The organism is Streptomyces shinuiensis, assembly GCF_043660855.1.
Classification (GTDB): Bacteria; Actinomycetota; Actinomycetes; order Streptomycetales; family Streptomycetaceae; genus Streptomyces.
In genome coordinates this window covers 3,995,541-4,019,750 of record NZ_JBIHML010000001.1, presented here as the reverse complement: position 1 = coordinate 4,019,750, position 24,210 = coordinate 3,995,541, and the positions used below count along the sequence as shown (strand labels likewise).

Here is a 24,210-nt window from a genome sequence, read left to right as displayed (position 1 = left end):
GGCCAGGTGGGGTTTCCCGGCCTTCCGGGCCGGGCGGGCGCCCCGGCCCCGGCAGGTCCGGCTGTCCGACTGACACCGGCCGGAACCGGCTCCCTACGGGCGGCTGTGCAACATGCGTGCAACGACCTCGCAAGTACGAGACCGGCCTCCCGGGCCGGGCCACGGAGCCCTCGCGCCGGTGGACCGGTCTCGATACCGGGGCCGAGGTCACGCCTCGACCCGGGGAAGGTCCTGCGGCCCTTCGATGCGCTTCTGGAGGTCCGCCATCTGCCCGGTGACGCACCGGGCGCAGATGGCGAGCAGGACCGGAACGCTGTTGCCCGCCCACGCCGCGACCTGCGCCGACGGCACGCCGTGGTTCAGCCAGGTCGTCAGACAGGTGTGGCGCAGGTCGTACACACGCTTGCCGACGGGCGAGTCGTACTCGTGCTCGCCGAGGACCTCCTTGCGCGCCTTGCTCCAGACCCGGCGGAAAACCGAGCCGGCCAGCATGCCGCCGCGCTCGCCGGGAAAGGAGGAGATCGCCGGGCCCGAGGCCCAGTTCCCTGATCATCTCGCGGAGGATGGCCACGAGCGAGGGGTGCACGGGGACGGGGCGCCTGTCGCCCTCCTCGCGGCCCTTGAGGTCCCGCTCCTCGTGGACCTCACCGGTGTCCGTCCGCTGGCTGCCGACCTCGGGCTGTGCCTCGTGGACGAGGAACTCCCCCCAGCCCGCGTCCGGAAGGGTGGCGTCTCTCACCCGGAGGGCGACGGCCCCCTCCGGACGGAGTCCCGCGTAGTACATGGTCGCGAAGAAGGCCCGGTAGAGGTGACCGCGACGCGGGCGCTTGGCTATCCAGGCCAGCAGCAGGGCGACCTGCCGCGGATTGAGCAGGGATCGCTTGTCGACGGGAGTGACGGGCCTGGTCGACGCCCTCCCCTTCTTCTCCCCCCTGCCCTTCGGCAGGGGGTTGGACCGAAGGATCTTCCGTCGGATCGCATAGCTCACGAGGAGGTTCATGATCCGGTGGTTGCGGGAGACGGAGCTGGCCGCCGCCGCGGACCCGTCCAGCAGGGTGCCTCCGGAGTGGAAGGCACCATCAACGAGCTCGCTCATGGACACGGCATGCGCCGCCGCCGCTGCCGGAGACGGCGGAAAACACACCTACAACACGTGTCCACAGCCATCGCCGCGAACATCGAGCGCCTCAGCCGACGGCCGCCGACCGGAGAAGCATCTGCGTCCCGGTCGCCGACCGCCTTCCAGAACTTCCTGGACCAGCACGGGATCACCCGGCCGAGGTCTTGGCGGTCCGCCAGAGGCTGAGCAGACGACACCAAGATCCCCGACGGAGTCGCTCACTGTTGTCAGCGGGCCAGGCCCGGACGGTCTTCGAGCGGTGGGCCGAGCGCCGGTCCACGATCAGATGCATCTTCCGGTCGAAGTGCCCCACGAGCCGGCCCGGGAATCGGCACACGACCTTCGCGTCGAAGGTCTCGGTGAAGACCATGAAGTGCATCCGGCCCTTGGTGCTGATCGCGGACGTCGCGTGCACGGAGAACCGGTTCCCGGTGCGGCGCACGACCGGCGTCCGCCCCTGCTCGCCCCGGGTGCGGACGGCCTCCGCACCCTGTTCGACAGCCCGCTTGTCCGGCCGCTGGAAGGTCAGACCCCATCGCCTGAGGTACTTGCCCGTCCCGGGCTCGGTGGACCGGACCCGGTACAGCGTGAAGATCGGTTCACCCATCGGTCCCCGCGACCACAGCCGACCGGAAAGGCCCAGGCCGGACGGGACGTGGTCGAGGACCGCCTGCCGCACGGCGGCGGTGTTCGCCTATACCGGCTTTGCGTGCCGGTCCGCACCCCGTCCGACGGCTTTGCGACGAACGGCCCTCGGTTAGCATCGGTGGGTGCTGGACGAGGGCGACATACGACGGATACTGCATGCGGCGCTGGTGAGCGGTGCCGATTGGGGCGAGGTCTACGCTGAGCGCCGCACCACCACGCTGCTGTCGCTGTCCGGCCACGAGGTGGAGTCCGTCTCCTCGAGTCTGGACGCGGGCGTCGGGGTGCGGGTGGTCAAGGACGGGTTCGCCGCCTACGCCTACACCAACTCCCTGGACCGGGAGTCCCTGTTGGCCACGGCCAGGACCGCGGGTGCCGGGGTGACGGGGGACGTGGCGCGTCGCCCGGTGGCGCTTGCCCGCAGTACGCCTGCCTTTGTCCACCGGGCAGCACGACCGTCCGGTGAGGCCACCAACGACGACCGCGTCGCCCTGGTGCGGCGGGCGGCTGACAGTGCCTGGGCGCAGGGGAAGGACATACACCATGTGCGGGTCTCCTACCTCGACCAGAGCCAGGATGTGCTGGTCGCCGACTCCGAGGGGCGGCTGGCCCGCGACGCTCGCGAGCGCACCCGGTTGATCTGCCATGTGGTGGCTCGGCGGGACGGTCGGGCGGCCCGCGGCTTCGAGGGGCCGGGTGGAGCCACTGGCCTGGACTTCTACGACACCACCCCGCCGGAAAGCATCGGCCGGGCGGCGGCCCGGCAGGCGCTGCACGGCCTGGGCGCCGAGCCGATGCCGACGGGAGAGATGACCGTCGTGCTGCATCCCGGCGAGGGCGGGGTGTTGTTGCACGAGGCGTGCGGTCACGGCCTGGAGGGTGACGTGATGGCCGACGGGACTTCGGTCTACGCGGCCACGCCAGGCGCGGTGTTGGCGGACGCCGAGTTCACGGCGGTGGACGACTCCACCGTGCCAGCCGAGTGGAGTGCTGCGGGCTTCGACGACGAGGGGACGCCCGGGCAGCGCACGGTGCTCTTCGACCGCGGTCGGCAGACCGGGGTGCTCACGGACCGGTTGACGTCGGGCCCGCTGGGCGCAACGCCCACCGGCAACGGGCGCCGGCAATCCTACGCCCACCTGCCGCAGCCCCGGATGACCAGCACCTCCGTGCTGCCGGGCAGCGCCGATCCGGCAGAGCTGGTGCGGCAGGTGCGGCGGGGTCTGTACGCGGTGCGGCTCAGCGGCGGCGAAGTCGATTCGACGACCGGGGATTTCGTCTTCGGCGTCACCGAGGGTGTGTTGATCGAGAATGGCGAGCTGACCCAGCCCGTACGCAATGCCAACCTCATCGGCAACGGACCCCGCACGCTGGGGCTGATCGAAGCGGTCGGCTCGGACTTCGGCACCAAACAGGGCATGTGCGGCAAGGGCGGCCAGTGGGTCCCGGCGTCCTTCGGCTCACCCACCGTACGGGTCGCCAGGATAACCGTGGGAGGGCGGCGCTCGTGAACGCGGAGGAATTGCTGGAGATCGCAACAGGTGCGGTGTGCCGGGCGCCGGCGCAGTGCGCGGTCGAGGTGTTCATCTCGCACTCCACCGACGTCACGGCCAAGGTCGCCGGTGGCCGGCTGGAGCAGTTCCACACCTCCGACAGCTCGGGCGCCGGCGTGCGGGTAATCCGGGACGGCCGACTGGGCTTCGCCGGCACCACCGACCTGACCCCCGACGGGCTGCGCCGGGCGGTGCGGGCGGCGTCCGACAACGCCATCGGGATCGCCGACGCGGCGCATGTGCTGCCCGAACCGGCGGCACCGGCGGCGGCGCCGCTGCTGCTGCCCGCCGGGTGGGTATCGGCCGTGCCGGAGGCGATCGTTGCGGCGGCGTTCGATCTGGACCGGCTGACCATGGCCGCCCACCGCGACGTCCAGCGCACCGCGCCGGTGATGGTGGGCCAGGAGGTGTCCCGTACCGCCATCGCCTCCAACCTGGGCGTGCGCTGCGCGCACGAGCGCAGCGACGCCTACGCCACGGTCTCGGCGGTCGCCCGCCGGGGAGAGGAGCGGCAGACCGGCCTGGGATTCTCGCTCCACCCGGACCTCGCCGGGCTCGATCTGGAACACGCCGCGCGGGAGGCGGCGTGGCGGTCGGCGGGGCAACTGGGGGCGGTCAAGCCCCGGACGGGGGAGGCGCCCATCGTCCTGGACCCGCTGGCGACTGCCCGGCTGCTGGCGGCGATCGCTCCGGCGCTGAGCGGCGAGTCCGTACACCACGGCACCTCGCTGTGGCGGGACCTGACGGGCGAGCGCATCGCCTCGCCGGTACTGTCCCTCGTCGATGACGGTACGCTGCCGGGCGGCCCGGCCACGGCGCCGGTCGACGACGAGGGGGTTCCGTGCCGCCGTACGCCGCTGGTCGAGGACGGCAGACTTCGCGGCTTTCTGCACAGCACCGAGTCGGCGGCGCGGGCGGCAGCCGGCACCCGCTCGACCGGCAACGGGCGGCGGACCGGCTTCCGCAGCCAGCCCGGCGTGCTGCCGGGCAACCTGCACGTGACCGGGCCCACCACGCCGCGCCGGGAGCTGCTGAACGGGGCCGGGGACGCGCTGTACGTGCTGGACCTAAAGGGAGCGCACAGCGGCGTCAGCACAGTCACAGGCGACGTGAGCGTTGGTGTCAAGGGGCACTGGCTGCACGGCGGCGAACCGGCCGAGCCGGTGCGAGAGCTGACGCTCGCCACCTCCCTGGACCAGCTACTCGGCTCGGTCACCTCGATCGGCGACGACCTGCGGTTCTTCCCGCTGGAACACTCCGTTGGCGGCGCGACGCTGGCCTGCGGCCCGGTGCCCCTCTCCGGCGCGTGACCGGCCCAAGCCCGTATGGCCCGGCCTCAGCTCACGGCGGCGGTCGTCGGCGGGTGCCCCGGCACCGGGGTGCGCCAGTCGTGCGTGTCGTCCTCCGCCACGGCGCGGCGGAAGGCCGCGATCAGTGCCTCGGTGACCGGACGGGCAGGGTACCGCGCCCCGTCGACGCTCTGTACCGGCACGATCTCGCTGGCGGTGCCCGTGAGGAACACCTCGTCCGCGGTGAGCAGTTCGGACACGGTCACCGGCGCCTCGTCCGCGGCCAGGCCGAGGTCTGCGGCGAGTTGCAACACGGTGTCGCGGGTGATACCGGCCAGCACACTGTCGGCGAGCCACGGGGTGCGCAGCTGGCCGTCCTTGACCAAGAAGACGTTGGCGACCGTCGCCTCGGCCACCCGCCCGGAGTCGGGGTCGAGCTGGATCGCGTCGTCGAAGCCGGCGCGGCCCGCCTGGGTGCGGGCGAGCGCGGAGTGCACATAGGTGCCGGTGGCCTTGGCGCGTACCGGGAAGGCCGACGGTGACGGGCGCCGCCAGGGGGAGATCGTCAGCCGGGCCGCCGCCGCGGGCCGAACCTCGGCTCCTGGCGCCGGCCACACCTCGGTGGCCGGCTCGAACGGCAGGGCGCGCAGGTCCCCGCCCAGCACCGGGGCGGGGGTGAACAGCACCGGGCGCAGGTAGGCGTCGGCCAGTCCGGCGGCGGTCGCCGCGGCCAGTACCTCGCCGCGCAGCGCGACCAGGTCGTAGGGGTGGTCGATGCCCACGAGACGTGCGGAGTCCAGCAGCCGGCGCAGGTGGTCGTCGAGGCGGAAGACTGCCGGGCCGCCAGGGCCGTCGTAGCAGCGGATGCCCTCGAAGACGGCGGTGCCGTGCTGGACGCTGTTGCTGCCGAAGGCCAGGCACGGGCCGTGGTGGGCGGCGCCGCGCAGATAGGTGAGCATGGAGCTTCCGGGTTGCAACGTCGATCTCCTTTCCCGGTGGCCGCGCCCGACGCGGCGGCCGTGAGCTGACCGCGCAGCACCAGCAGGACGGGGCGCGGGTCGTGCATGAGGGTGGCATGGTCGCCGGGTACCCAGTACGTCCGCGAACCCGGGCCACCGATGTCCGCCCAGCCCCGCGGCGCCGGACGGGCGGCCAGGGCATCGCCAGCCGTCGGCGCGGGTGGGACTTCACAGCGGCGCAGTCCGCCCGCCGGGTTGGCGGGAACAGCCGCACGGCCTCGGGGTCGGGCAGCAGGTGCGGGGCGAACGCGCCGGCGACGGCCAGGGCCCTCGGACCTTGGCCGTACCGCTCGTGCAGCCGCACCGTCAGCTCCGCGGCGAGCAGCGTGCCCATGCTGTAGCCGTAGAGCACCAGTTCCGCCGGGTCGCGGCTGGCGGCGGGACCGGACCCGGCCTCAAGCTGCGCCCACGCCTCGTCGGCCAGGGCGGTGAAGGTGCGGTAGCTGGCCCGGCCTCCGCCGGCGTACGGATAAAGCGCGAGCCAGGTGGTCACCGCACGGCCGCCGCGTCGCTGGCCTGGACGGCGGCAGCGTCATCGGCCAGCGCCTGCTGAAGTTCGGCGAGGTGGTGAACACACTGCAGCACCTGCTCGCGCGGCAGCCCGAAGTCGACCAGGCAGGCCAGCTCGGTGGCGCCGGCCCGCCGCAGCTTTTCGACCATGGGGCGGCAGGACTCGACGGTGCCAAACAGGCCGGCCGAGCTGTAGTAGCGCTGCAGGCCGTGCTCCAGCAGCAACTGACGGTCCTCCTCCGATACGTCCTCGGGCCGCACGCCCAGGTCGGCGCCGACCGCTTGTTTGGCGAACAGGTCCAGGTGGGCGGAGAGATAGGTGAGCAGCGGCTCGCGTACCCGGCGGCGCACGGCGGCGTCGTCAGGACCGAGGTGGGTGTGAAGCATGACGGTGATCTCCGTCGCGAGGCCGTCGACCGGCAGCTCCCGTCGGTACAGGGCGGCGCGTTCCGCCACCTCCTCCACGGTCTGCTGCAGCAGGGCGGTGAGCACGTTCATCCCCAGCCGGCCCGCGGTGCGCCAGGTCTCGGGATTGCCCGTGCTGGTCAGCCACATCGGCGGCGTGGTGCGCGGGACTGGGTAGCTGCGGACGGCGATCGACCGGCCCTGCGGCGCGGTACGTTCCACGGCCTCGTCGGCCCACAGCCGGCGCAGCTCCTCGACACCCTCTGCCAGCAGTTCGCGTCGGCGGTCGTACGCGTCCGGGGCCAGCACGAAGTCGTCCGGGTGCCAGCCGGAGGCCAGCGAGATGCCCGCCCGTCCGCCGCTGATGGCGTCCAGCACGCCCCACTGCTCGGCGACCAGCAGCGGGTCATGCAGCGGCAGTACGACGCTGCCGGCGCGCAGCCGCAGCCGCTCGGTGCGGGCGGCGAGCGCGGCCAGCAAGACGGCGGGCGCGGGGTAGGGTGCGCCGAAGCCGTCGAAGTGCCGCTCGGGTACCCACACCGCGTGCAGGCCGAGCCGGTCGGCGAGTTGGGCGCACTCGGTGACCAGCTCGTACTTCTCGTCGGGCCGGTCATCCAGATCCGCGGAGAAGAAGAACAGGCTGATTTTGGGAGGCCGGCCCCCGGCGGGTGCGTCCGCGTCGGGCGCGGCGGCCACGGTTTCTCTGGCCGCGGTGGCAGTACGGGGCACCTGGCCGCGGCGGCGGAGCAGCTCCAACAGCTGCTGCCGGTCGGCGGAGAGCCTGGGACGGTCCGCGCCGGAGGGGGTGGGCGGGGTCATGACTGGTCCTCCTCTGCCTCGAAGCTGGCCAGCAGCCGCTGGACCTCCTCGTCCGACATGGCCTCGACCTGCGCGGCCAGCCGGGCGGTGTCGTCGTCCTCCGAGGGGGAGGGTGCGGGCGGCGCGGGTGCCGAGACCGGTTCCGCAGCCGCGGACTGCCTGCCGCTGGGAGCCAGGCCGAGCTCCTCCAGGTGGGCGGCCAACGCCGCCAGGGTCGGGGTCTCGAAAAGGGTGATCATCGGCAGCTCCGTACCGAGCTCCCGCCGCAGCCGGGTGATCAGCTGCATCGCCAGCAGGGAGTGGCCGCCCAGGTCGAAGAAGTTGTCCTGGGGGCGGACCTGTTCCACGCCCAGCAGCTCGATCCAGATGTCGGCGAGCAGCTGCTGGATCGGGCTGAGCCGGGCCGCGGACGGCTCGTCCGGCACGGGTGCGGCGGAGCCGGTGGCCCGGGTGTCTGCGGCGGGGCGGGCCGCACGGGGTGTCGCTCCGGCCGCGCGGGCGGCCGGGTCCGCGGTCGCCACGGCCAGCACGGGAGCGGCCGGGGCGGACAGCAAGCGACTTATGGACTGGACCAGTTGGGCCTCGTCCAGCGCGTACGCGGCCCGGGGGTCACGCGGGTCGGCGGGGCCGTCCTGCCAGTGCTCCCACTGCACGCTGCTCCACCGGGTGCCGCCCGTACGGTCGCGGGAATGGGCGTAGCCGTCCAGCCAGGCGCTGGCGGCGGCGTAGCCGAAGCCGCCGACGCCGCCGAGCGGCACGGACAGGCTGGAAAGCAGCACCACTCGATCGATGTCGGTACGGCCTCCGACCACCTCCGCGAGGGTCCGGGCGATGCCGGCGCGGACGTCGAACTGGGCACCGACGGCCTGCGAGTCCAGCACCGTCAACGGCCCGATGCCGCTCTCGCCGGACAGTCCCGCAGCGTGCAGGACGCCGACGGGGCCAATGCCGCCGAGCCGGTCCAGGGCAGCTTCGAGGACCTGCGGGTCACGGGCGTCGCCGGTGACGTATTCCACGGGGCCGGAGAGCGGCCGACCGCCGTCGCTTTCGAGGTCCAGCACGACGGCCTTGCGGGCGCCGTCGGCCAGCACCCGTGAGGCGAAGGCGCGGCCGAAGGCTCCGGCGCCGCCAATCAACAGCCACCCGGCGATCGGCCGGTCCTCCGAGGAGGTGGCCGGCGCCTCGGAGTAGGTCGACTCCCAGCACAGGCCCTCCCGTTCGGCGAGGACGGTGCCGGTGTCCCGGGCGGTCACCACGCGCAGGGCAGCCGATTCGGCGTCGGCGCCGTCCAGCAGGCAGGTGGCCAGCTGCGGCACCTCCTGGGCGGCGACGCGGGCCGCGGCTGCCAGTGCGGCAGCAGTGGGCGCGATGAGCCCGCCGCCGGCAGCGTCGATCCGGGCGGCGCCCGCGGTGCGTACCACCAGCCGCACCGGCCTGTCCTGCCCGGTGTGGGCGGCCACCGAGGCGGCCAGCTTACGCAGCACTTCGACAGCGGCGACCGCGTCGGCCCCCACATCCACCGGCAGCAGCAGTGTCAACGGCCCGTGACCGGCCAGGTCTTCGGCGGTCAGCCCGCCGTCGGCCCGGTCCAGCGCCACGACCTCGTCCGACACCTCACCCGCCACCCCGGTACGGACGCTGACGATGGCCCCGTCGGCTGCCTCGGACGCGATGAGCGGGCGCAGCCGCCAGGTCGGCCGATGCAGCCAGCGGTCGGATTCCAGCCGGGCCGGTCCCGTACCGGTCGCGGCGGCCGTACGGGCGGGCCCACCGGGGGCCGGGTCGAGCCAGAATCGGGTGCGGGCGAAGGGGTAGAGCGGCAGTGAGACACGGCGCCGGTCCTCGGATGCGTAGTACGCGGACCAGTCGACGTCCACGCCCAGCGACCACATGTGGGTGAGGGTGTCCAGCAGGTCCTGCGGCTCCTTGCCACCGGTCTCCAGCACCGTGCGGCAGGCGGGAGGGGCGCCCTCCCAACCGGCGGCCTGGATCAGGGTGGTCAGCGCGTGCCCGGGGCCGGCCTCAAGGAACAGCTCGACACCCTGGTCAGCGACGGTGCGTACGCCCTGGGCAAAGCGCACCGGCAGCCGCATCTGCTCGGCCCAGTACGCCGGGTCCACGGCCCGGTCGGCGTCCAGCAGCCGACCCGTGACGTTGGAGACGACCGGCAGCGTCGGCGCCGACAGCGTGCGCTCGGCGACGGCGGCGCACAGCTGCTCGGCGGCCTTGGCGATCAGCGGTGAGTGGAAGGCGCGTGTGACCGCCAGCGGCCCGGCGGACACCCCGTCGGTCTGCAACTGCTTGTGGAACGCGGCCACAGCCTCGGTGTCGCCGGCGACCACGACCAGCTCCGGTGCGTTGACCGCGGCGACGGTCAGGGCCTCGGGCAGCCGACGCTCGACCTCCGCCTCGGACAAGTGCACGTACAGCATGGCGCCGGGCACACTCTCGGCCATCAACCTCCCGCGCAGCGCAACCAGTTCGACGGCGTCCTCCAGTGTGAATACCCCGGCCAGGGTGGCGGCGACCCACTCCCCGATGCTGTGGCCGAGCAGCGCCTGCGGGCGCCCCCCCAGGTCAAGCAGCGTACGGCCGAGCGCCCACTCGACCGCGAACAGCGCCGGCTGGGTCAGCTCGGTCTGGACGAGCTGCTGCTGCGCCTCGTCGGTGGCGCGGGCATCGGGGCCCACCAGGTGGCGCAGATCGACCCCGGCGCGCTCCGCGAAGAGGGTCAGGCAGTGCTCCAGGTGGGCCGCAAACCGGGGCTCCTGGCTCGTGAGCCGGCCGCCCATGCAGGCGCGTTGGGTGCCCTGACCGGGGAAGACCAGGGCGGTACGGGCGCTGCCGACCGCCTCGGTGGTGCGCTGCCGGCTGCTGCCGGGGGTGGTCAGCGCGTAGCTGGCGTCCTCCAGGTCGGTGGCGATCACCGTCCGTCGGTGCTCCATCCGGCGCCGTCCGACCGCCAGCGTGTACGCGACATCGGCGGGGTGCGCGGTGGGGTTCTCCCGCATCCACCGGCCCAGCGCCTGGCTCATCTGCTCCAGCGCCTCGGGGGTCTTGGCGGACAGCAGCACTGGCTGGCGGCGGCGGGACGGACCGCCGGCGGGCAGTGCGGGCGGCTCCTCCAAAATGGCGTGCGCGTTGGTGCCGCCCATGCCCAGGGAGTTGACCATGGCGTGCAGGGGTCCTTCGCCGTCCAGCGGGGTCAGTTCGCCGGGGACGGTGAAGGGCGTGGTCTCCAGTTCCAGCTTCGGGTTGGGGCGGCGGAAGTTGACCACCGGCGGCACCTTTCGGTGCTTGAGCACCAGGGACGTCTTGATCAGGCCGGCGATACCGGCGGCGGCGTCCAGGTGGCCGATGTTGGGCTTGACCGATCCGAGCAAGCAGTAGCCGCGCTCGTCAGTGTCGGCACGGAAGGCCCGCGTGAGCGCGGCGACCTCGATGGGGTCGCCGAGCGGGGTTCCGGTGCCGTGCGCCTCGACGTAGTCGATGTCGCGGGCGGTCAGCCCGGCCCGCTGCAGGGCGCGGATCATCACCCTGGCCTGGCCGTCGACGCTGGGGGCGGTGAAACTGGCCTTGGACCGGCCGTCGTTGTTCACCGCTGTGCCGCGGATGACGGCGTGCACGTGGTCGCCGTCGCGCAGCGCGTCGGCGAGCCGCTTGAGCACGACGGCGCCGGCGCCGCTGCCGGGCACGCTGCCGCCGGAGTCCTCGTCGAAGGCACGGCAGTGCCCGTCGGGGGCGGAGGTGCCGCCGGGGTTGGCGAGGTAGCCAGCGCCGTGCGGCATCCGCAGCGAACTGCCGCCGGCCAGCGCCATGTCGCACTCGTCATCCAGCAGTGCCCGGCAGGCCATGTGCACCGCGACCAGCGACGAGGAGCAGGCGGTCTGCACCGACAAGCTGGGGCCCCGCAGATCCAGCTTGTACGAGACCCGGGTGGCCAGGAAGTCCTTGTCGTTTCCGATCATCGTCTGCAGATCGCCGATGACGTCGAAGACCTCGCCGTTGGGCATCAGGTTGTAGTGCACGTATGTGTTCATGGTGGCGCCCGCGTAGACGCCGATAAGACCGTCGTAGCGCTCGGTGTCGTAGCCGGACTCCTCCATGGCGTGGTACGCGCACTCCAGGAAGATGCGGTGCTGTGGGTCCATGGTGGACGCCTCGCGGGCGGCGTGGCCGAAGAAGGCGGCGTCGAAGGCGTCGGGGTCGCGCAGCGGCGCCGAGGCGTTGACCCACGCTGGGTCGTCGACCAGGGGTTCGGCTGCGCCGCGGGCGATCATCTCCTCGCGGGTGTGGCGCTCCACGCGCTCCATGCCCTCGCGCAGGTCTGCCCAGAAGGCGGGGATGTCGTCGGCCCCGGGTAGCCGGGCCGCCATACCGATCACTGCTATGGAGTCGGGGTGTTCGGTGGCTTCCGGGTTCATCGTGTGTCCTTCGCGGTGACGGGCTGCGGGTCGGTGGACGGAGCGGCCGACGCTGCGGCGCGTTCGGCGTGCAGGCGCTCGGCCAGGGCCCGCGGCTGGGGGTACTCGAAGAGGTAGTGCGGGGGGAAGTCGACGCCCAGTGCGGTCTGCAGCCGGTGGTGGGCCTGCAGGGCTACGAGCGAGTGGGCGCCCAGGTCGAAGACGTTGGCGTGGCCGGGCGGCGGGTCGATGCCGAGCACCCGTCCCCACACCTCGCAGACGGCGGCCTCCAGCTCGGCGCTGCCGGCACCGGGGTCGACCCACGGCACGTGGTCCCGTTCGGCCAGCTCGACCAGCGCCGCCTCGTCGGCTTTGCCATTGGCGTTCAGCGGGATCCGATCCAGCGGGACGATCTGCTCGGGCACCATGGCGGCCGGTAGCCGCTCGGCAACGTAGGCTCGCGCCGCCTCTGCGGTGGCGTCTCCGGTGACGAACGCGACCAGCCGCCGCGGGCCGCCCAGCGGCCGCACCGCGGCCGCGGTGACGCCGCGGCAGCCGGCCAGCACCTCCTCGATCTCGCCGGGCTCCACCCGGAAGCCGCGGATCTTCACCTGCCGGTCGACCCGTCCCACCACGACGAAGTCGCCGCCGGGAAGGACGTAGCCGAGGTCGCCGCTGCGGTAGCCCCACCCGCCGGGGCCGGTCGAGGCGGGGACTTCGACGAATCGCTCCACGGTCTGCTCCGGGCGGCCCAAGTAGCCGCCGGTGACGCCGTTGCCGCCGATCAGCAGCTCGCCGACGGCACCCACCGGCAGCGGTCGGCCGGCATCGTCCACAATCCGCACCCAGCTGCCGGAGGTGGCCCGGCCGACCGGCAGGACGGCGGGCAGCGCGTCGTCCTGCAGGTCCTTCGGCACCTCGTACACCAGGCAGTTGACGGTCGCCTCTGTGGGGCCGTAGCCGTTGAACAGCCGGCAGTCCGGTGCCACGATCCGGCGCAGCGCGCGGACCGCCGAACCGGTGAGCACCTCGCCGCCGAGCAACACCACCCGCAGCGCGGGCAGCGGCTCGCCGGTGGCGGCCACCTCCTGCGCGAAGGACGGGGTGGTGTAAAGGGCGGTGACCTCCTGCTTGCGCAGGAAGCGGGCGTAGCGGCAGGCGTCGCGCCGGTCCTCTGGCTCGGGGATGACCAGACAGGCGCCGTACGGAAGCGAGGTGAACAGCTCCTGCAGGCCGAAGTCGAATCCGAGCGACAGGGTCTGGGCGATGCGTACCCCTTCCCCCATGGCGAAGGTCTCGCCGAACCAGCGGATCAGCGGCGAGAGGTGTGCGTGCCGGACCAGCACGCCCTTCGGCCGCCCGGTGGAGCCACTGGTGTAGACGGTGAACGCGGCGGCGTCGCCGACGGGGACGGGGACGTCGGTGGCCGGGATGTCCGGGCCGGTGCCATCGTCCACCACAAGGCCCGTGCCAGGCGCGTATCGGGCGATCAGCTCCGCGGCCCGTTCCTGGTGTTCGGGGAGTGTCAGCAAAACGCGCGGGGCACAGTCCCGCAGCATGACACCGAGTCGCTCGTCGGGGAAGGCCGGCGGCAGCGGCAGGATGCCGAGCCCGGCCTGCCAGGCGGCAAACATCCCGACGACGAACTGCTCGCTCGGCCCGATGAGCAGCGCTACCTGGCGGCGGGCCAGGTGCCGCGGGTCCGTACCGGCCGGCGGCACGGCCGTGTCTGTCGTCATGCGTCCTCCCGAGCGGCGTCGTGCAGTACGCGGCCGAGCCGCCGCACCCGGTCGGCGAACTCGGCGAAGTCCAAGTCCCGTTCCGCGGTGCGTATCGCGGGCCGCCCGGGGTCAGCGGTGGCCACGGCGTGTACCGCCTGTGCCGGAGTGCCGGTCAGCGGCGGGGTGTACGAGGTGCCAGCCTGCTCCAGGTGCTCCCGATCCCGCGTGGAGAGCACAAACAGGTCGGCGACCCGGGCGCCCGGGCGCCCGGCCGCCTCGACCATCGCGCGAAAGGTGGCCAGCAGGGCAGCCGCGGTCTCGGCGTCGAACAGGTCCGCCGCGTAGTCCAGCACCAGCCGGTGGCCGGCCTGCTCGCGGGCGACGACCAGGTCCAGGTCGTAGCGGCAACAGTTGCGCGGGATGGGGACGTTGCGCAGCCGGAGGTCGCCGATGCGCACCGGCCCCGGCCGTCCGGTGACCACCTCGGTGAGCCCTTCGATCTCCGGCAGCGGATTCTCGAAGTACGCCACCATCGTCTCCACCAGCGGCTGCCGACCCGGCTCGCGGTCCGGCGAGACCGCCTCCACCACGCTGCTCAGCGGGTGCAGGCCGTGCGCCATGCCAGCGTGCACCTGCTCGCGTACGTCGGCCAGCAGGTCCTCCAGCGGCTGCTCGTCGCGAGCGTCGACAGCCAACGGCACAGTGTTGGTGCACAGCCCAACCACCTCGGCCAGCGCCGCGGTCGGCCGGCCGGCGTCCGGCACACCGACGACGACCGGCGCGGGCGTGCCGTACCGCTGCAGGCACAGTCCCCACACAGCGGTCAGCAGCGGCACAGGGCCGGTGCGGATGAGCAGCTCGGTGGTCTCGGGCGGCAGCGTGTCGGTGACCCGGGCGCCTCGGCGGCTGCGCCGCGGGCCGCGCGGCCGATCGGTGCGCACGCCCAGGGGACCAGCCCGGCGGGGCAGTCGGGCGGCGAGGTCGGCGGCGCGTCGCTGCGCCGCCTCGGAGGCCAGGTAGTCCTCCTGGGCGCGGACGTACACGTCGTACGGCGCCACCGAGGGCCGAGCCGGGACGCGGGCGGTGGTCATGTCCGCGTAACAACGGGCCACATCGCGCAGGAGCAGACAGAGCGACCACAGGTCGGCCACCGTGTGGTGGACGGACAGCTGGAGCACCGTCCGCCGCGGGCTGCGCCACAGGTGAAGCCGGAACAGCGGACCTTGCTCAGGTGAGAACGGCGCCGCGGCCGCGTCGGCCAGGCTCTCGTCCAGCCGCTCCTCTCGCACCGGCACCGGGACCAGGGCGAGGGCGTCGCGCACCGCGTCCGTGGCGGCGGGGGTACGGCGCAGCGTCCCGCTGGTCCAGGACAGCGTCACGGCCAACTCCGGGTGACGGAGGAAGGCGGCGCGCACGGCCCGGCGGAACCGGGCGAGGTCCACATCCTCCGGCAGTTCCACGGCGTGCGAGATGGTGTACGCGTCACCGTCCGGCTCAAGCATGTGCAGGAACGCCAGTGCCTCCTGGGCCCGGGAGGGACGGCCATCGGGCGGCGCCGCGAGAGTGGCGGGCGGTTCGGCCGGTGCGTCCTGCGATGCCAGGTGGTCGGCGAGGTCGGCGATGGTCGGCCCGCTCAGCAGCGCCGGCAGCGGGAGCAGCACGCCCCACCGCTCCTCCACGGTGTGCCGCAGCCGCACCGCGCCCAGCGAGTCGAGACCGAGCGAGGTCAGTGACGCCTGCGCCGGGGGCGGGCCGTCGTCGAGGACCAGTGCGTCGGCAACCATGTGACGCAGCTCCTCCAGTGGCTCGCCCGGTGTCCCGGCCGCAACGGACGGCGCCTCGGCGGGGGTCGGCAGCCGGTGCGCGTCGTACGTCCCGTTCCGGTAACGCTCGGCGCACTCGGCGCGGCGCAGCTTGCCGCTGGTGGTCTTGGGGACGGCGCCGCGGTCGACGAGCACCAGTTCGCTCAGGCGAACCCCGCGGGCCGCGACGATCGCGGCCCGCAGCCGTACCACGTCCTCCTCGGTGACCTCCGCGCCCGGGCGTGCCTCGGCCACCACGACCACGCCGCCGCCGCCGTCGGAGAAGGCGGCCGTGGAACCGGGGCGCAGCGCCGCCACGGTGTCGGCGGCGAGGGCCTCCACGTCCTGTGGGTAGATGTTGCGGCCGCGGACGGTGAAGACGTCTTTCACCCGGCCGGCGACGTGGAGTTCACCTTCGGCGAGGAAGCCAAGATCACCGGTGCGCAGCCACCGCACGCGGTCACTGTCGGCATCGGCCGGCAGGAAGGTGGCGGCGGTGGCCTCGGGCTGGTTCCAGTAGCCGGTGGTGACCGATGGCCCGGCCACCGCGATCTCGCCAACCTCCCCGTCGGGCAGGGCCCGCCCCTGCTCGTCAGCGATTCGGATCCGGCAGTCGCGTGCGGGGCCGCAGGAGACAGCGCTCATACCGTCTGCTGCGGTACGGGTCCGCACCCCCCGCCCGGGTGTAACCGAGCTGACCAGCAGGGTCGCCTCGGCGAGGCCGTAGCAGGGGATGAACGCGGACGGCCGGAAGCCCGCCGGGGCCACGGCGCGGGTGAACCGTTCCAGGGTGGCCGGGCGCACCTGCTCGGCACCGCTGTAGGCGCGGCTCCAGCCGCTGAGGTCCAGGCCCTCAGGCAGGCCGTGCCGTTCCACCGCACGTGCGGCCAGCTCGTACGCGAAGTTGGGGCCGCCCGCGGTGTGCGCCCCGTACCGCGAGATCGCCTCCAACCACGTCAGCGGACGGACACTGAAGTCCATCGGCGAGCCCAGGTGGAGTCGGCAGCCCAGGTGGAGCGCATGCAGGATGTTCCCGATCAGACCCATGTCGTGGTAGACGGGCAGCCAGCTGACGATCGGGGTGCCGGGGCGGTGTTCAAAGGCTTCGGCGATGGCGCGGACGTTGGCGAGCAGCGCGCCGTGCCGCACCTCCACGCCCTTGGGCGCCGCGGTCGACCCCGAGGTGTACTGCAGGAAGGCCAGGTCGTCAGGGGCCGACGGGGCGGACGGCCGGGCCCGCTCGGTGGAGTGGGGCAGCACCGCGGGCAGGCCGAGCAACTCCTGCGCCCGGTCACCGATGGCCGGGTCGGCGACCAGCACCGCGCGGGCACCGCTGTCCTTGCCGATGCGCCGGATGGTCTCAAGTCCGTCGGCGCCGAGGTCGGGATAGACCGGGACCGGAATGCGGCCGGCGTACAGGCACCCCAGGAACGCCGGCACGAACTCCGGCCCCGGCAGGTGGACTAGCAGTACCCGGTCGCCAGGGCCGGTCTGCCCGGCCAGCGTGGCGGCGACGGCGGCGGCCTGGTCGTCGACGGCGGTGTAGGTGAGCACGGTGCCGGGCTCGGCGAGCCCGTCCAGCCAGGTGATCACGGGGAATTCGGGTTTCTCGCGCGCATGCGCCCGGACCGCGCTGACGAGATTCGGTTTCTCGGACGCAGCCATCACGGGGCTCCTGTTCGGTCTGGTTCTGTGACAGTCGAGGGCTCGGCCGGGAGCGGCAGCCGCCGGGCCCGGCCGCCGACCCAGTCGGCGAGCAGGGCGCGGTGGCCGGGGTCGAGGGGGTCCGCGGTCTGGCCGCCGGGCCAATTCGCCCACAGCGTGCCGGCCGCCGGGTCGGCCACCATCCGCATGGCCGCGCCGAAGCCGCCGGCGGCCACGGACACGGACTGGGTGCAGCCGGCCAGCGGCGTGCCCGGCGGCTCGATCAGCCGCGCCAGCCGCGGCAGCCGGCCGGCCAATGGGTGCCGCAGCCGCGCCCGGTTGACCCGTCCCCACGGCAGGTCGGCGGCGTTGGGGCCGAGTATCTGGGTGAGGTAGCGGTCGGCGGCCTCCACACACCAGGACAGGAACGCCGGCCAGGACGTGTGCCCGGCCGGCAACAACGAAGGGTCTTCTTCCCTTACGAGCTCGGCGAGTTCGTCATCAAGGCCGCTGAGCGAAGGCGGCGTGAGGCCGGGGGTGCCGGACGATGAAGCGGAAAGCGGGGCCAGGATCTCCTGGCGGGCCAGGTCGTGCGCGAGGGCCAGCAGGTGCAGTCCGCGAGCGCCGGTGCCGGCGGTGCCGTCCCAGGCCAGCAGCGCGGCGCGGGCGCGTGGGCGGGAGTGGGCGTGCCGGGCGAAGAGCTCCGCCCAAGGCCGGAAGAAGGCGGCGTCGGCGTCGTATTGCACGCCGAACAGCCCGGCCGGGCGCCAGTCGCGGCGGGAGTCGAGCAGCGCCGTGATACGGCGGGCCCGCGCGTCCGGGTAGGCGTTGACAGTCACCGGGGAGCCGTCCGGCAGCAGCACACCGAGGTCCTGGTTCGCCGCGACCAGCAGCCCGGAGTCCGGATCCAGCACCTGCGGCACGTCCGCCGCCGGCACCAGCTTCTCGCTGTCGGCGGCCAGCAGTCGGCCGGCCGGCGCCCAACCGGTGCGCCCGGCCGCGTCTGCGACGAGCAGGCTGGTGGGCGGGGCGCCGCTGGTGCGCGCGATCTCACAGGCTTCGGGCACGCTGCGGGCGGTCACCAGGCGGGCAAGACCGAAGTCGACGGCTTCGGGGTCCAGCGCAGTCCACCGCAGCACCGAGCCGTCCGGCAGCACCGGTCCCGCGACCGCCAGCCGTACCCGCACGGTGCGGTTCGTGCCCGCCAGTTCCTCCGTACGGTCGCACAGCAGCGGGGCCGCCGCAGCGGGCAGCCGGCGGGCTGTGCGACCGCACAGCCTGGTCAGCCCCCAGGAGACATCTGCGTTGGCGCCAGCGACCAGCGCGGGCACACCGGGCAGGGCGAATCCGTGTGCCGGACGGGCGTCGACGGTGAGCCGAACGAAGAACAGCGGACCCGGCGAACCCAGCGGCAGATGAATGTCGTTGGCCAGCAGCGGCCCGCCTACGGCGGTGCGGTCCGCAGCCAGCACCCAGCCGTTGGAGCCGACGGCGGGCTCCGGCGGCACCGGTGCGCCGCCGCCGCGGGCGCCGCGCAGTGCTGCCCGCAGCCGGTCGGCCGCCACGGCGTCGGTCAAGGGCTCGCCGGTCAGCCCGGTGCCCCGGCCGTGCGGGACTGGGGCGTCGGCGAACGCGGCCTCCAACGAGTCCACGGCCGGGTCAGTCAGTTGCTGGAACAGGTCCTGGACGACGAGCACGCTGTCCGCCGGCCGCCACGGTTCCGGGGCGCGGCCCAGCACCGCGTACTCCCAGGGAACGGCTGCCCGCAGCAGCTGGTTGACGCCCTCCGCGTATGCGTCCAGCATCTGACGCTGGTCCGCCGACAACGCGGCCACGATCCGCTCCGCGTAGCAGGCGAATCCCAACGGACGCTGACGGGCGTCCTGTTCGGCGAGATCCGGGCCGAGCAACTCGCTGCTGCGGCCAGCCGCCCGCCGCCGCACCAGGTCCATCTGGAACAACCGGGCGGCGGCGGTGGCGAATCCGAGGCCGCGCCAGACGTCCACGCCGGTGCCGAAGACGTGGGGGATGCCGTGCCGGTCCAACCGCAGCCCGGGTACGCGCCGACGGGCGGCGTCGACCCGTGCCCGGAAGCGGTGCATGGCGGCCAGCGCGACGATCTCCGCCCCGGCCGGCAGCGCGGCGGTGCTGCGGCCTCCCACCGCGGAATCCAGTCCGGCCGCCGCCGCGGCGAGCGCCCGTACCCCGGTCAACCGGGCAGCGGCGCCCAGCCGTCCGACGGTCCGACGCGCGCTCATGCGTCCGCCGCCGCGGTCCACCGGCGGGCCGGCAGCACCGCCGTACGACGCTCTGCACCGGCGGCACACACGGCCAAGAACTCCGCCACGCCGCGCAGCAGCGCCTCGGCCTCCGCCACGGTCAGCAGGTCCCGGTCATAGGTGAGTCGCACCGGCACCGGCACCGGCCCCGTGCCACGGCGCACGGACAGGTGCAGCGGCTGGAACGCCGGGCCGGTCAGCGGAGAGAAGTCGAAGGAGTCCAGGGCGGTGATGCGGAGCGCTCCGACGAGCAGGGGCTCAGCCTGATCCTGCAGCGTCAAGGTGGACTCGAACACCGCAGCGGAGTCGAGGTCCGGGTGCGCGGCGCGCAGGGCGCGCACCACGTACGGCAGTGGCACCGCACCGCTCTCCCAGGCGGTCAGCATCGACTCCCTCGCGGAGCTGAGGAGTTCCTCGACCGTACTGTCGCCGCCGACCGGGATACGCACCATCCCCATGCCGGCGAACAGGCCCACGGTATGGGCAAACGAGGGGTCGAGACGGTTGGCGACCGGGACGCCGATACGGACATCCTCCGCCCCCGCGTACCGGTACAGCGCGCTTGCCCAGGCGGCGGCCAAGGCCATGCCGAAGGTCAGCCCCACGCCGGACAGGGCCCGTTCGGCCGCACCGACCATGCGGGCCGGCCACTTCCGCTGTACGACCCGCTGGCGGTAGGTGCGTTTCGTCGGCGTACGGGGCCAGGTCAGCGTGGGCAGCGGCGGGGCGAGCACGGCCATCGAGCGCCGCAGCGCGGCCGTGGCCGGTCCTGCCTCCTCCGCCAACACCTGTCTGCGGGCGGCCGCGTGCTCCCGGTATGGCCGCACCAGCGGCAACTTTGCCTGTTCACCGGTGGTGTGGGCGCGGTAGAGGGCAGCCAGGTCGCGCAGGTACACGCCGTGCGAGTGGGCGTCGCTGATCAGATGGTGCACGGCGGACAGGAGCAGGTGCCTGCGGGGCGCGAGCCGGAGCAGCACCACGCGCTGCAGCGGTCCGGTGAACGCGTCGAGACGCTCCCCCAGGAGTGCGGCGGCGGCCTGCTCCACGACCCGCTGGCGTTCCTCGGGGCCCGACTCCGTACAGCGGATGTCGAGGTCGACCGCAGTCTGCGGGGTGATCAGCATGCGCGGCTCGGGCGGGGGGGTGAATCGGACGCGTAGCACCTCCTGGCGTTCGGTCAGCGACTGAAGCGCGCGACGTAGTGCGGCGGCGTCCAACGGGCCGTCCAGGTAGGCCGCTACGAGGTCGTTGTGACTGCCACCAGAAGGCTGCGCGGCCTCCGCGGCCAGCATCGACTCCTGGGCGGGGGCGACTCGGTAACCTTGGCGACCGTCCGCGCGGGCGGCTTCCCGCTCCGCGAGCAGCCGAAGCAACCGGGCACGGTCCGTTCGAGCTTGCCCGGTCATGGCGTCCCCCGCCAAGGAGCGGTGACGGTGTCCAAGGTGCTACGGACGTCCTCCGGCAGCCGCAGCGCGCAGCCGGCCAACGCCTCGCGCGCCTGCCGCCCGTCGCGCAGGCCGACCACGGGGACCACGCCCTGGCCACGCAGCCAGGACAGCGCCACCGCCGCGGGCGACACGCCGTACCGCCCGCCGAAGCGAGTCAGCAGGTCCCGCACCGGCTGTGTTTGCCTGAGCAGCGGCTCGGTCAGATGCCGAGCCCGACGACCGAGCGGCTGGTGCCCTGGCCGGTAGTTGCCGCCGAGCAGCCCCTGCCCCAAGGCGCTGTGGGCGAGGACTATGATGCCGCGGTCCCGGCACAACTCCAGCGTCCCGTCGCTCTCCACGCGGCGATCACACAGGTTGTAGCGCACCTGGTGAGCTGCTACCTGCTCGCCCTGCGCGGCCAGCCGGTCCGCCACGGCAGCCAAGGTGACGGGCGGCAGGTTGGAGGTGCCGATCTGCTCGATCAGCCCTTCGCGCCGGGCCCGCGCCAGGTGGTCGGTCCAACGCTTCAGCAGTGCGCCCGGGACGTCGTGGTGGATCTGGTAGAGCGACATCCGCGGCCGCCTCAGCCGGCGCAGCGAGGCGTGCAGCGCGCGGGCGAACTGCCCGTAGGTGCATCGCCACGGATACGGAAAGAACTTGCCGGACACGGCCGCATCGGGAGCCAGACGGCCCAGCAACCGCTCTGAGGCGCCACGTCCGTAGATCTCCGCGGTGTCGAAGTACGCGGCGTCAACGGTGGTGAGCTCCGCGACCACCTCACGCAGCTCGTCGTCACCGAACCGCTCGCCGTAGCCCCAGGTACGCCGGTCCCCCCAGGACCAGCATCCGGCGACCAGCGGCGCGGTGGCGAGCCTCTGTCGGTCGCCGCTCACTCGAACCGCTCCCAGTACTGATGCTCGACAGCCGGCAGTCCGGTCAGCCGCGGTACCGGCGAGGGCAGCAGGAACAGCATGGCCATCGGCAGCCCAAGCGCGGAGACCGCCAGCGCCGTCCACGGGGTGAGGAGCCCGCCCAGGAAGCCGCCCAGCAGTGCGCCGAGTGGGATCGAGCCGAGGATGAACAGCCAGCCGCTGGCCAGGACCCGTCCGCGCATGTGGTCTGGGGTCGCCGCCTGGCGCACGGTCAGCGCCTGCACACTGTAGAGGGCGATGCAGAAGGTGGTGCTGAAGAAGATCACGGTGAAAGCCACCACCGTGCCCAGACCGTTGCCGTTCGGCAGCAGGAGTAGCAGCGGCAGCAGGCAGCCGGCGGTGAAGTTCACCGCCAGCGTCGGCCCGAGGCCGTAGCGGCGTACGACGAACGCGGAGACGGCGGTGCCGACGATGGCGCCGACACTGCCGCCGCCCAGGATCAGCCCCAGCGTCGCCTCGCTGATCCCCAGGCCGCGGACCGCGTGTACCAGGAAGACGGTGGCCAGCGAGCTCTCCCAGAAGTTGTAGAGCCCCGCGGCCAACACCGTGGCGCGCAGTAGCGAGTGACCGAGCAAGGCCCGCATGCCGGTCTTGATCTCGCCCAGTACGCGGCGGCCTTCCGACGGGGCCGGGACGCTCTCCCGGACCCGGATGGCCAGGACCGTCACGGCGGAGACGACGAAGCTGACGGCGTCGACCAGCAGCACCCAGCCGGCTCCGAACCAGGCCACCAGCACTCCGGCCAGCCCGGGTCCAGCCGCCTCCGCGACCGACTGGGCGCCGAACAGCCGGCCGTTGGCGCTGGGCAGTCGCTCGGTGGGCACCACGGTGGGGATGAAGCTGGGGTAGGCGACCTCGAAGACCACGCCGGCCGCGCCCAGCGCCAGCGCCGCCGTGGCCAGCATCACGAACGACAGCGACCCGGACAACGCGAGGGCGGTCAGTAGCATCAGGACAGCGGCCTGGAACAGGTTCGACGCGATCAGCAGCGGTCGGCGGCGCAGCCGGTCCACCCACACCCCGACGAACAGCATGATCACCAAGGTGGGCGCCGTTCCCGACGCCCGCAACAGGCCGACCTGGGCAGATGAGGCGTGCAGTTGACCCAGCGCCAGCAACGGTATGGCCAGCTTGGTCAGCTCGTTTCCGAGCAGGCTGATCGCCTGGCCACCCCACAGCAGGCGGAAGTTGCGCACCTCGGGTATGGGATCCGGGGCCCGCGGGGTCATTTCCCCGACCGCCCGAGGCTCGGCCGTCATCTTTCCTCCGCAGGGCTGTACGTAGTTACGACGCCGATCTGGTGGTGGCGCCGTACGACGCCACCACCAGTGCGATCACTTACTCAGCCTCTTCCTCAGTCGCGGAAGAAGCCTCCTCGAATGCCTGCTGCACCTTCTTCGCCTGCTCGGGGTCGAGCAGGTCGTCCTGGAAGCTCGCGTTGGACATGCACGTGCACCTCCTTCCACCCCCGGGGCTTTCGAGGGCCGAACGGACGCTAACTCGCAGGCACGCGGCGCGACAAGAGCGGTCGGCATTTTCCCTGAGCCTCATTCTGCGCGGCGGAAAAGTGACACCACTCTGTCCCTTTCACAGGGTTTACGACGGACATCAGCGACCAAGAGGGCCTTCTGACCGCCAAATTCAAGCCAACTTCACCTGGGCTCCGGACAGGACTGGACAAGACCAGGCCCACTCGGGCTACCGTCCTGACGAACCCGGGAGATCCGGAGTTCCATCGGTTCGGACGGCTTCGGTGCGGCTTTTCCGTATTCACGGGAACTCTTGGCAGCGCGAGAGTTAGGTAGTTTTTCCGAGCCTCGAAGAGCCCGACTCTGCACGGAGTTTTCAGGCACGCGCAAGCCATCACAGCGAGGAATGAGAATGGTCAACCGCATCCACGTCGCGGGCCTGCAGCTCGACCACTTCTGGCACTGCTTCGGAACCGAACGGCACCGTGCCGAGCTACCCCTCGTACTGCAGATGCTCAAGACGTCCAGGACGAATGTGCTGCCCGTCAACACCCACCGCCTGGACGCGACCCGCGACCCCGACGCTCTTGAGCACGGCTTCGCCGGCGCTACGTACGCCGAGATCGGCCGGCACGTCGACCTGGACGGCTACGTCACGATGCTCAACATCAACTTGCGCACTTCCACTGCCGCAGCCGTGGAAGCAGCCAAGACCGCCTTCGACATGACCGGCGAGCGAGTCCTGAAGCTCGAGGTGCTCGACGACCGCTTGCGCCGGTCCAACGACGCCGACGTCATCGCGGCAGCCCGGGAACTGATGGCTTGGGAGCCCTCCCTGGTGGTACTCCCGCTGCTCGCCAACGACCCAGAGTCCGCCAAGAAGGCATACGACGCCGGCTGCCCTCTGCTCCGGGTGATGGGCTCCGCCATCAGCTCGGGGACCGGCATCGGCGACCGCGCCGCCTTCGAAGAGATCTGCGCACTCCCCGTACCCGTCGTACTCGACGGAGGCATCGGCGAGGCCGCCCACATCCACACGGCCGCGCAAAGCGGAGCCGTCGGAGCCCTCGTGAACAGCGTGCTGTTCGACAGTGGCCGAGACACCATCGAAGTCATGAAGGAACTACGCGCGGCGGCCGACGCGGCCTTCGCGGCCTGACGGATCCACACGTG

Annotated in this window: 14 protein-coding genes; 3 read left to right on the top strand and 11 right to left on the bottom strand. The window is 72.7% G+C overall.

Features of this window, described 5'->3' with window-relative positions; genetic code table 11:
- Positions 1-207: 207 nt before the first annotated feature.
- Entirely contained in the window at positions 208-492 is a 285-nt protein-coding gene (locus tag ACGRHY_RS18210; RefSeq protein WP_394636380.1) for a site-specific integrase, read from the bottom strand.
- A gap of 776 nt (positions 493-1,268) precedes the next feature.
- Positions 1,269-1,799: a transposase gene (locus ACGRHY_RS18205; RefSeq protein ID WP_491630964.1), complete on the bottom strand. Its 531-nt coding sequence runs from the start codon at positions 1,797-1,799 to the stop codon at positions 1,269-1,271.
- Positions 1,800-1,890: 91 nt separating this feature from the next.
- Here ACGRHY_RS18205 and ACGRHY_RS18200 point away from each other — a divergent pair, with 91 nt between their 5' ends.
- Both ACGRHY_RS18200 and ACGRHY_RS18195 read left to right on the top strand, forming a co-directional pair.
- A complete protein-coding gene (locus ACGRHY_RS18200) occupies positions 1,891-3,276 on the top strand; it encodes a TldD/PmbA family protein (RefSeq protein WP_394636379.1) in 1,386 nt (461 codons plus the stop codon).
- Positions 3,273-4,628, top strand: coding sequence for a TldD/PmbA family protein (locus ACGRHY_RS18195; RefSeq protein ID WP_394636378.1), 1,356 nt, complete (start codon positions 3,273-3,275; stop codon positions 4,626-4,628). The genes ACGRHY_RS18200 and ACGRHY_RS18195 overlap by 4 nt, the downstream gene beginning before the upstream one ends.
- 26 nt (positions 4,629-4,654) lie before the next feature.
- Here the strand turns inward: ACGRHY_RS18195 and ACGRHY_RS18190 are convergent, their stop codons facing one another.
- From ACGRHY_RS18190 to ACGRHY_RS18150, 9 genes are all read right to left on the bottom strand, one after another.
- Positions 4,655-5,584, bottom strand: a complete 930-nt coding sequence (locus ACGRHY_RS18190; protein WP_394636377.1) for an aminotransferase class IV — start codon at positions 5,582-5,584, stop codon at positions 4,655-4,657.
- A 531-nt stretch (positions 5,585-6,115) separates the two neighbouring features.
- The gene (locus ACGRHY_RS18185; protein ID WP_394636376.1) at positions 6,116-7,360 is read right to left on the bottom strand and encodes a MupA/Atu3671 family FMN-dependent luciferase-like monooxygenase; all 1,245 of its coding nucleotides are present in this window, start codon (positions 7,358-7,360) and stop codon (positions 6,116-6,118) included.
- Positions 7,357-11,784 (bottom strand): type I polyketide synthase, encoded by a 4,428-nt coding sequence (locus tag ACGRHY_RS18180; RefSeq protein WP_394636375.1) that lies wholly within the window; start codon positions 11,782-11,784, stop codon positions 7,357-7,359. Before ACGRHY_RS18180 ends, ACGRHY_RS18185 begins: the two co-directional genes overlap by 4 nt.
- Positions 11,781-13,502, bottom strand: a complete 1,722-nt coding sequence (locus ACGRHY_RS18175; protein WP_394636374.1) for a non-ribosomal peptide synthetase — start codon at positions 13,500-13,502, stop codon at positions 11,781-11,783. Before ACGRHY_RS18175 ends, ACGRHY_RS18180 begins: the two co-directional genes overlap by 4 nt.
- Complete coding sequence (locus tag ACGRHY_RS18170; RefSeq protein WP_394636373.1) at positions 13,499-16,951, bottom strand: AMP-binding protein; 3,453 nt, start codon at positions 16,949-16,951, stop codon at positions 13,499-13,501. Before ACGRHY_RS18170 ends, ACGRHY_RS18175 begins: the two co-directional genes overlap by 4 nt.
- Entirely contained in the window at positions 16,951-19,188 is a 2,238-nt protein-coding gene (locus tag ACGRHY_RS18165) for a penicillin acylase family protein (protein WP_394636372.1), read from the bottom strand. Before ACGRHY_RS18165 ends, ACGRHY_RS18170 begins: the two co-directional genes overlap by 1 nt.
- On the bottom strand, positions 19,185-20,582 hold the full coding sequence (locus ACGRHY_RS18160; RefSeq protein ID WP_394636371.1) for a condensation domain-containing protein: 1,398 nt from the start codon (positions 20,580-20,582) through the stop codon (positions 19,185-19,187). Before ACGRHY_RS18160 ends, ACGRHY_RS18165 begins: the two co-directional genes overlap by 4 nt.
- A gap of 29 nt (positions 20,583-20,611) precedes the next feature.
- Positions 20,612-21,529: an aldo/keto reductase gene (locus tag ACGRHY_RS18155; RefSeq protein WP_394636370.1), complete on the bottom strand. Its 918-nt coding sequence runs from the start codon at positions 21,527-21,529 to the stop codon at positions 20,612-20,614.
- Positions 21,526-22,827: an MFS transporter gene (locus ACGRHY_RS18150; protein ID WP_394636369.1), complete on the bottom strand. Its 1,302-nt coding sequence runs from the start codon at positions 22,825-22,827 to the stop codon at positions 21,526-21,528. The genes ACGRHY_RS18155 and ACGRHY_RS18150 overlap by 4 nt, the downstream gene beginning before the upstream one ends.
- A gap of 622 nt (positions 22,828-23,449) precedes the next feature.
- On the opposite strand from ACGRHY_RS18150, the gene ACGRHY_RS18145 reads away from it, so the two are divergent.
- On the top strand, positions 23,450-24,196 hold the full coding sequence (locus tag ACGRHY_RS18145) for a beta/alpha barrel domain-containing protein (protein WP_394636368.1): 747 nt from the start codon (positions 23,450-23,452) through the stop codon (positions 24,194-24,196).
- Positions 24,197-24,210 lie beyond the last annotated feature (14 nt).

Bases quoted from the DNA above. Each gene is read 5' to 3' on its own strand.
- ACGRHY_RS18210 (WP_394636380.1), bottom strand. From the start codon at position 492: ATGCTGGCCGGCTCGGTTTTCCGCCGGGTCTGGAGCAAGGCGCGCAAG.
- ACGRHY_RS18185 (WP_394636376.1), bottom strand. From the start codon at position 7,360: ATGACCCCGCCCACCCCCTCCGGCGCGGACCGTCCCAGGCTCTCCGCC.
- ACGRHY_RS18180 (WP_394636375.1), bottom strand. From the start codon at position 11,784: ATGAACCCGGAAGCCACCGAACACCCCGACTCCATAGCAGTGATCGGT.
- ACGRHY_RS18175 (WP_394636374.1), bottom strand. From the start codon at position 13,502: ATGACGACAGACACGGCCGTGCCGCCGGCCGGTACGGACCCGCGGCAC.
- ACGRHY_RS18170 (WP_394636373.1), bottom strand. From the start codon at position 16,951: ATGGCTGCGTCCGAGAAACCGAATCTCGTCAGCGCGGTCCGGGCGCAT.
- ACGRHY_RS18165 (WP_394636372.1), bottom strand. From the start codon at position 19,188: ATGAGCGCGCGTCGGACCGTCGGACGGCTGGGCGCCGCTGCCCGGTTG.
- ACGRHY_RS18150 (WP_394636369.1), bottom strand. From the start codon at position 22,827: ATGACGGCCGAGCCTCGGGCGGTCGGGGAAATGACCCCGCGGGCCCCG.
- ACGRHY_RS18145 (WP_394636368.1), top strand. From the start codon at position 23,450: ATGGTCAACCGCATCCACGTCGCGGGCCTGCAGCTCGACCACTTCTGG.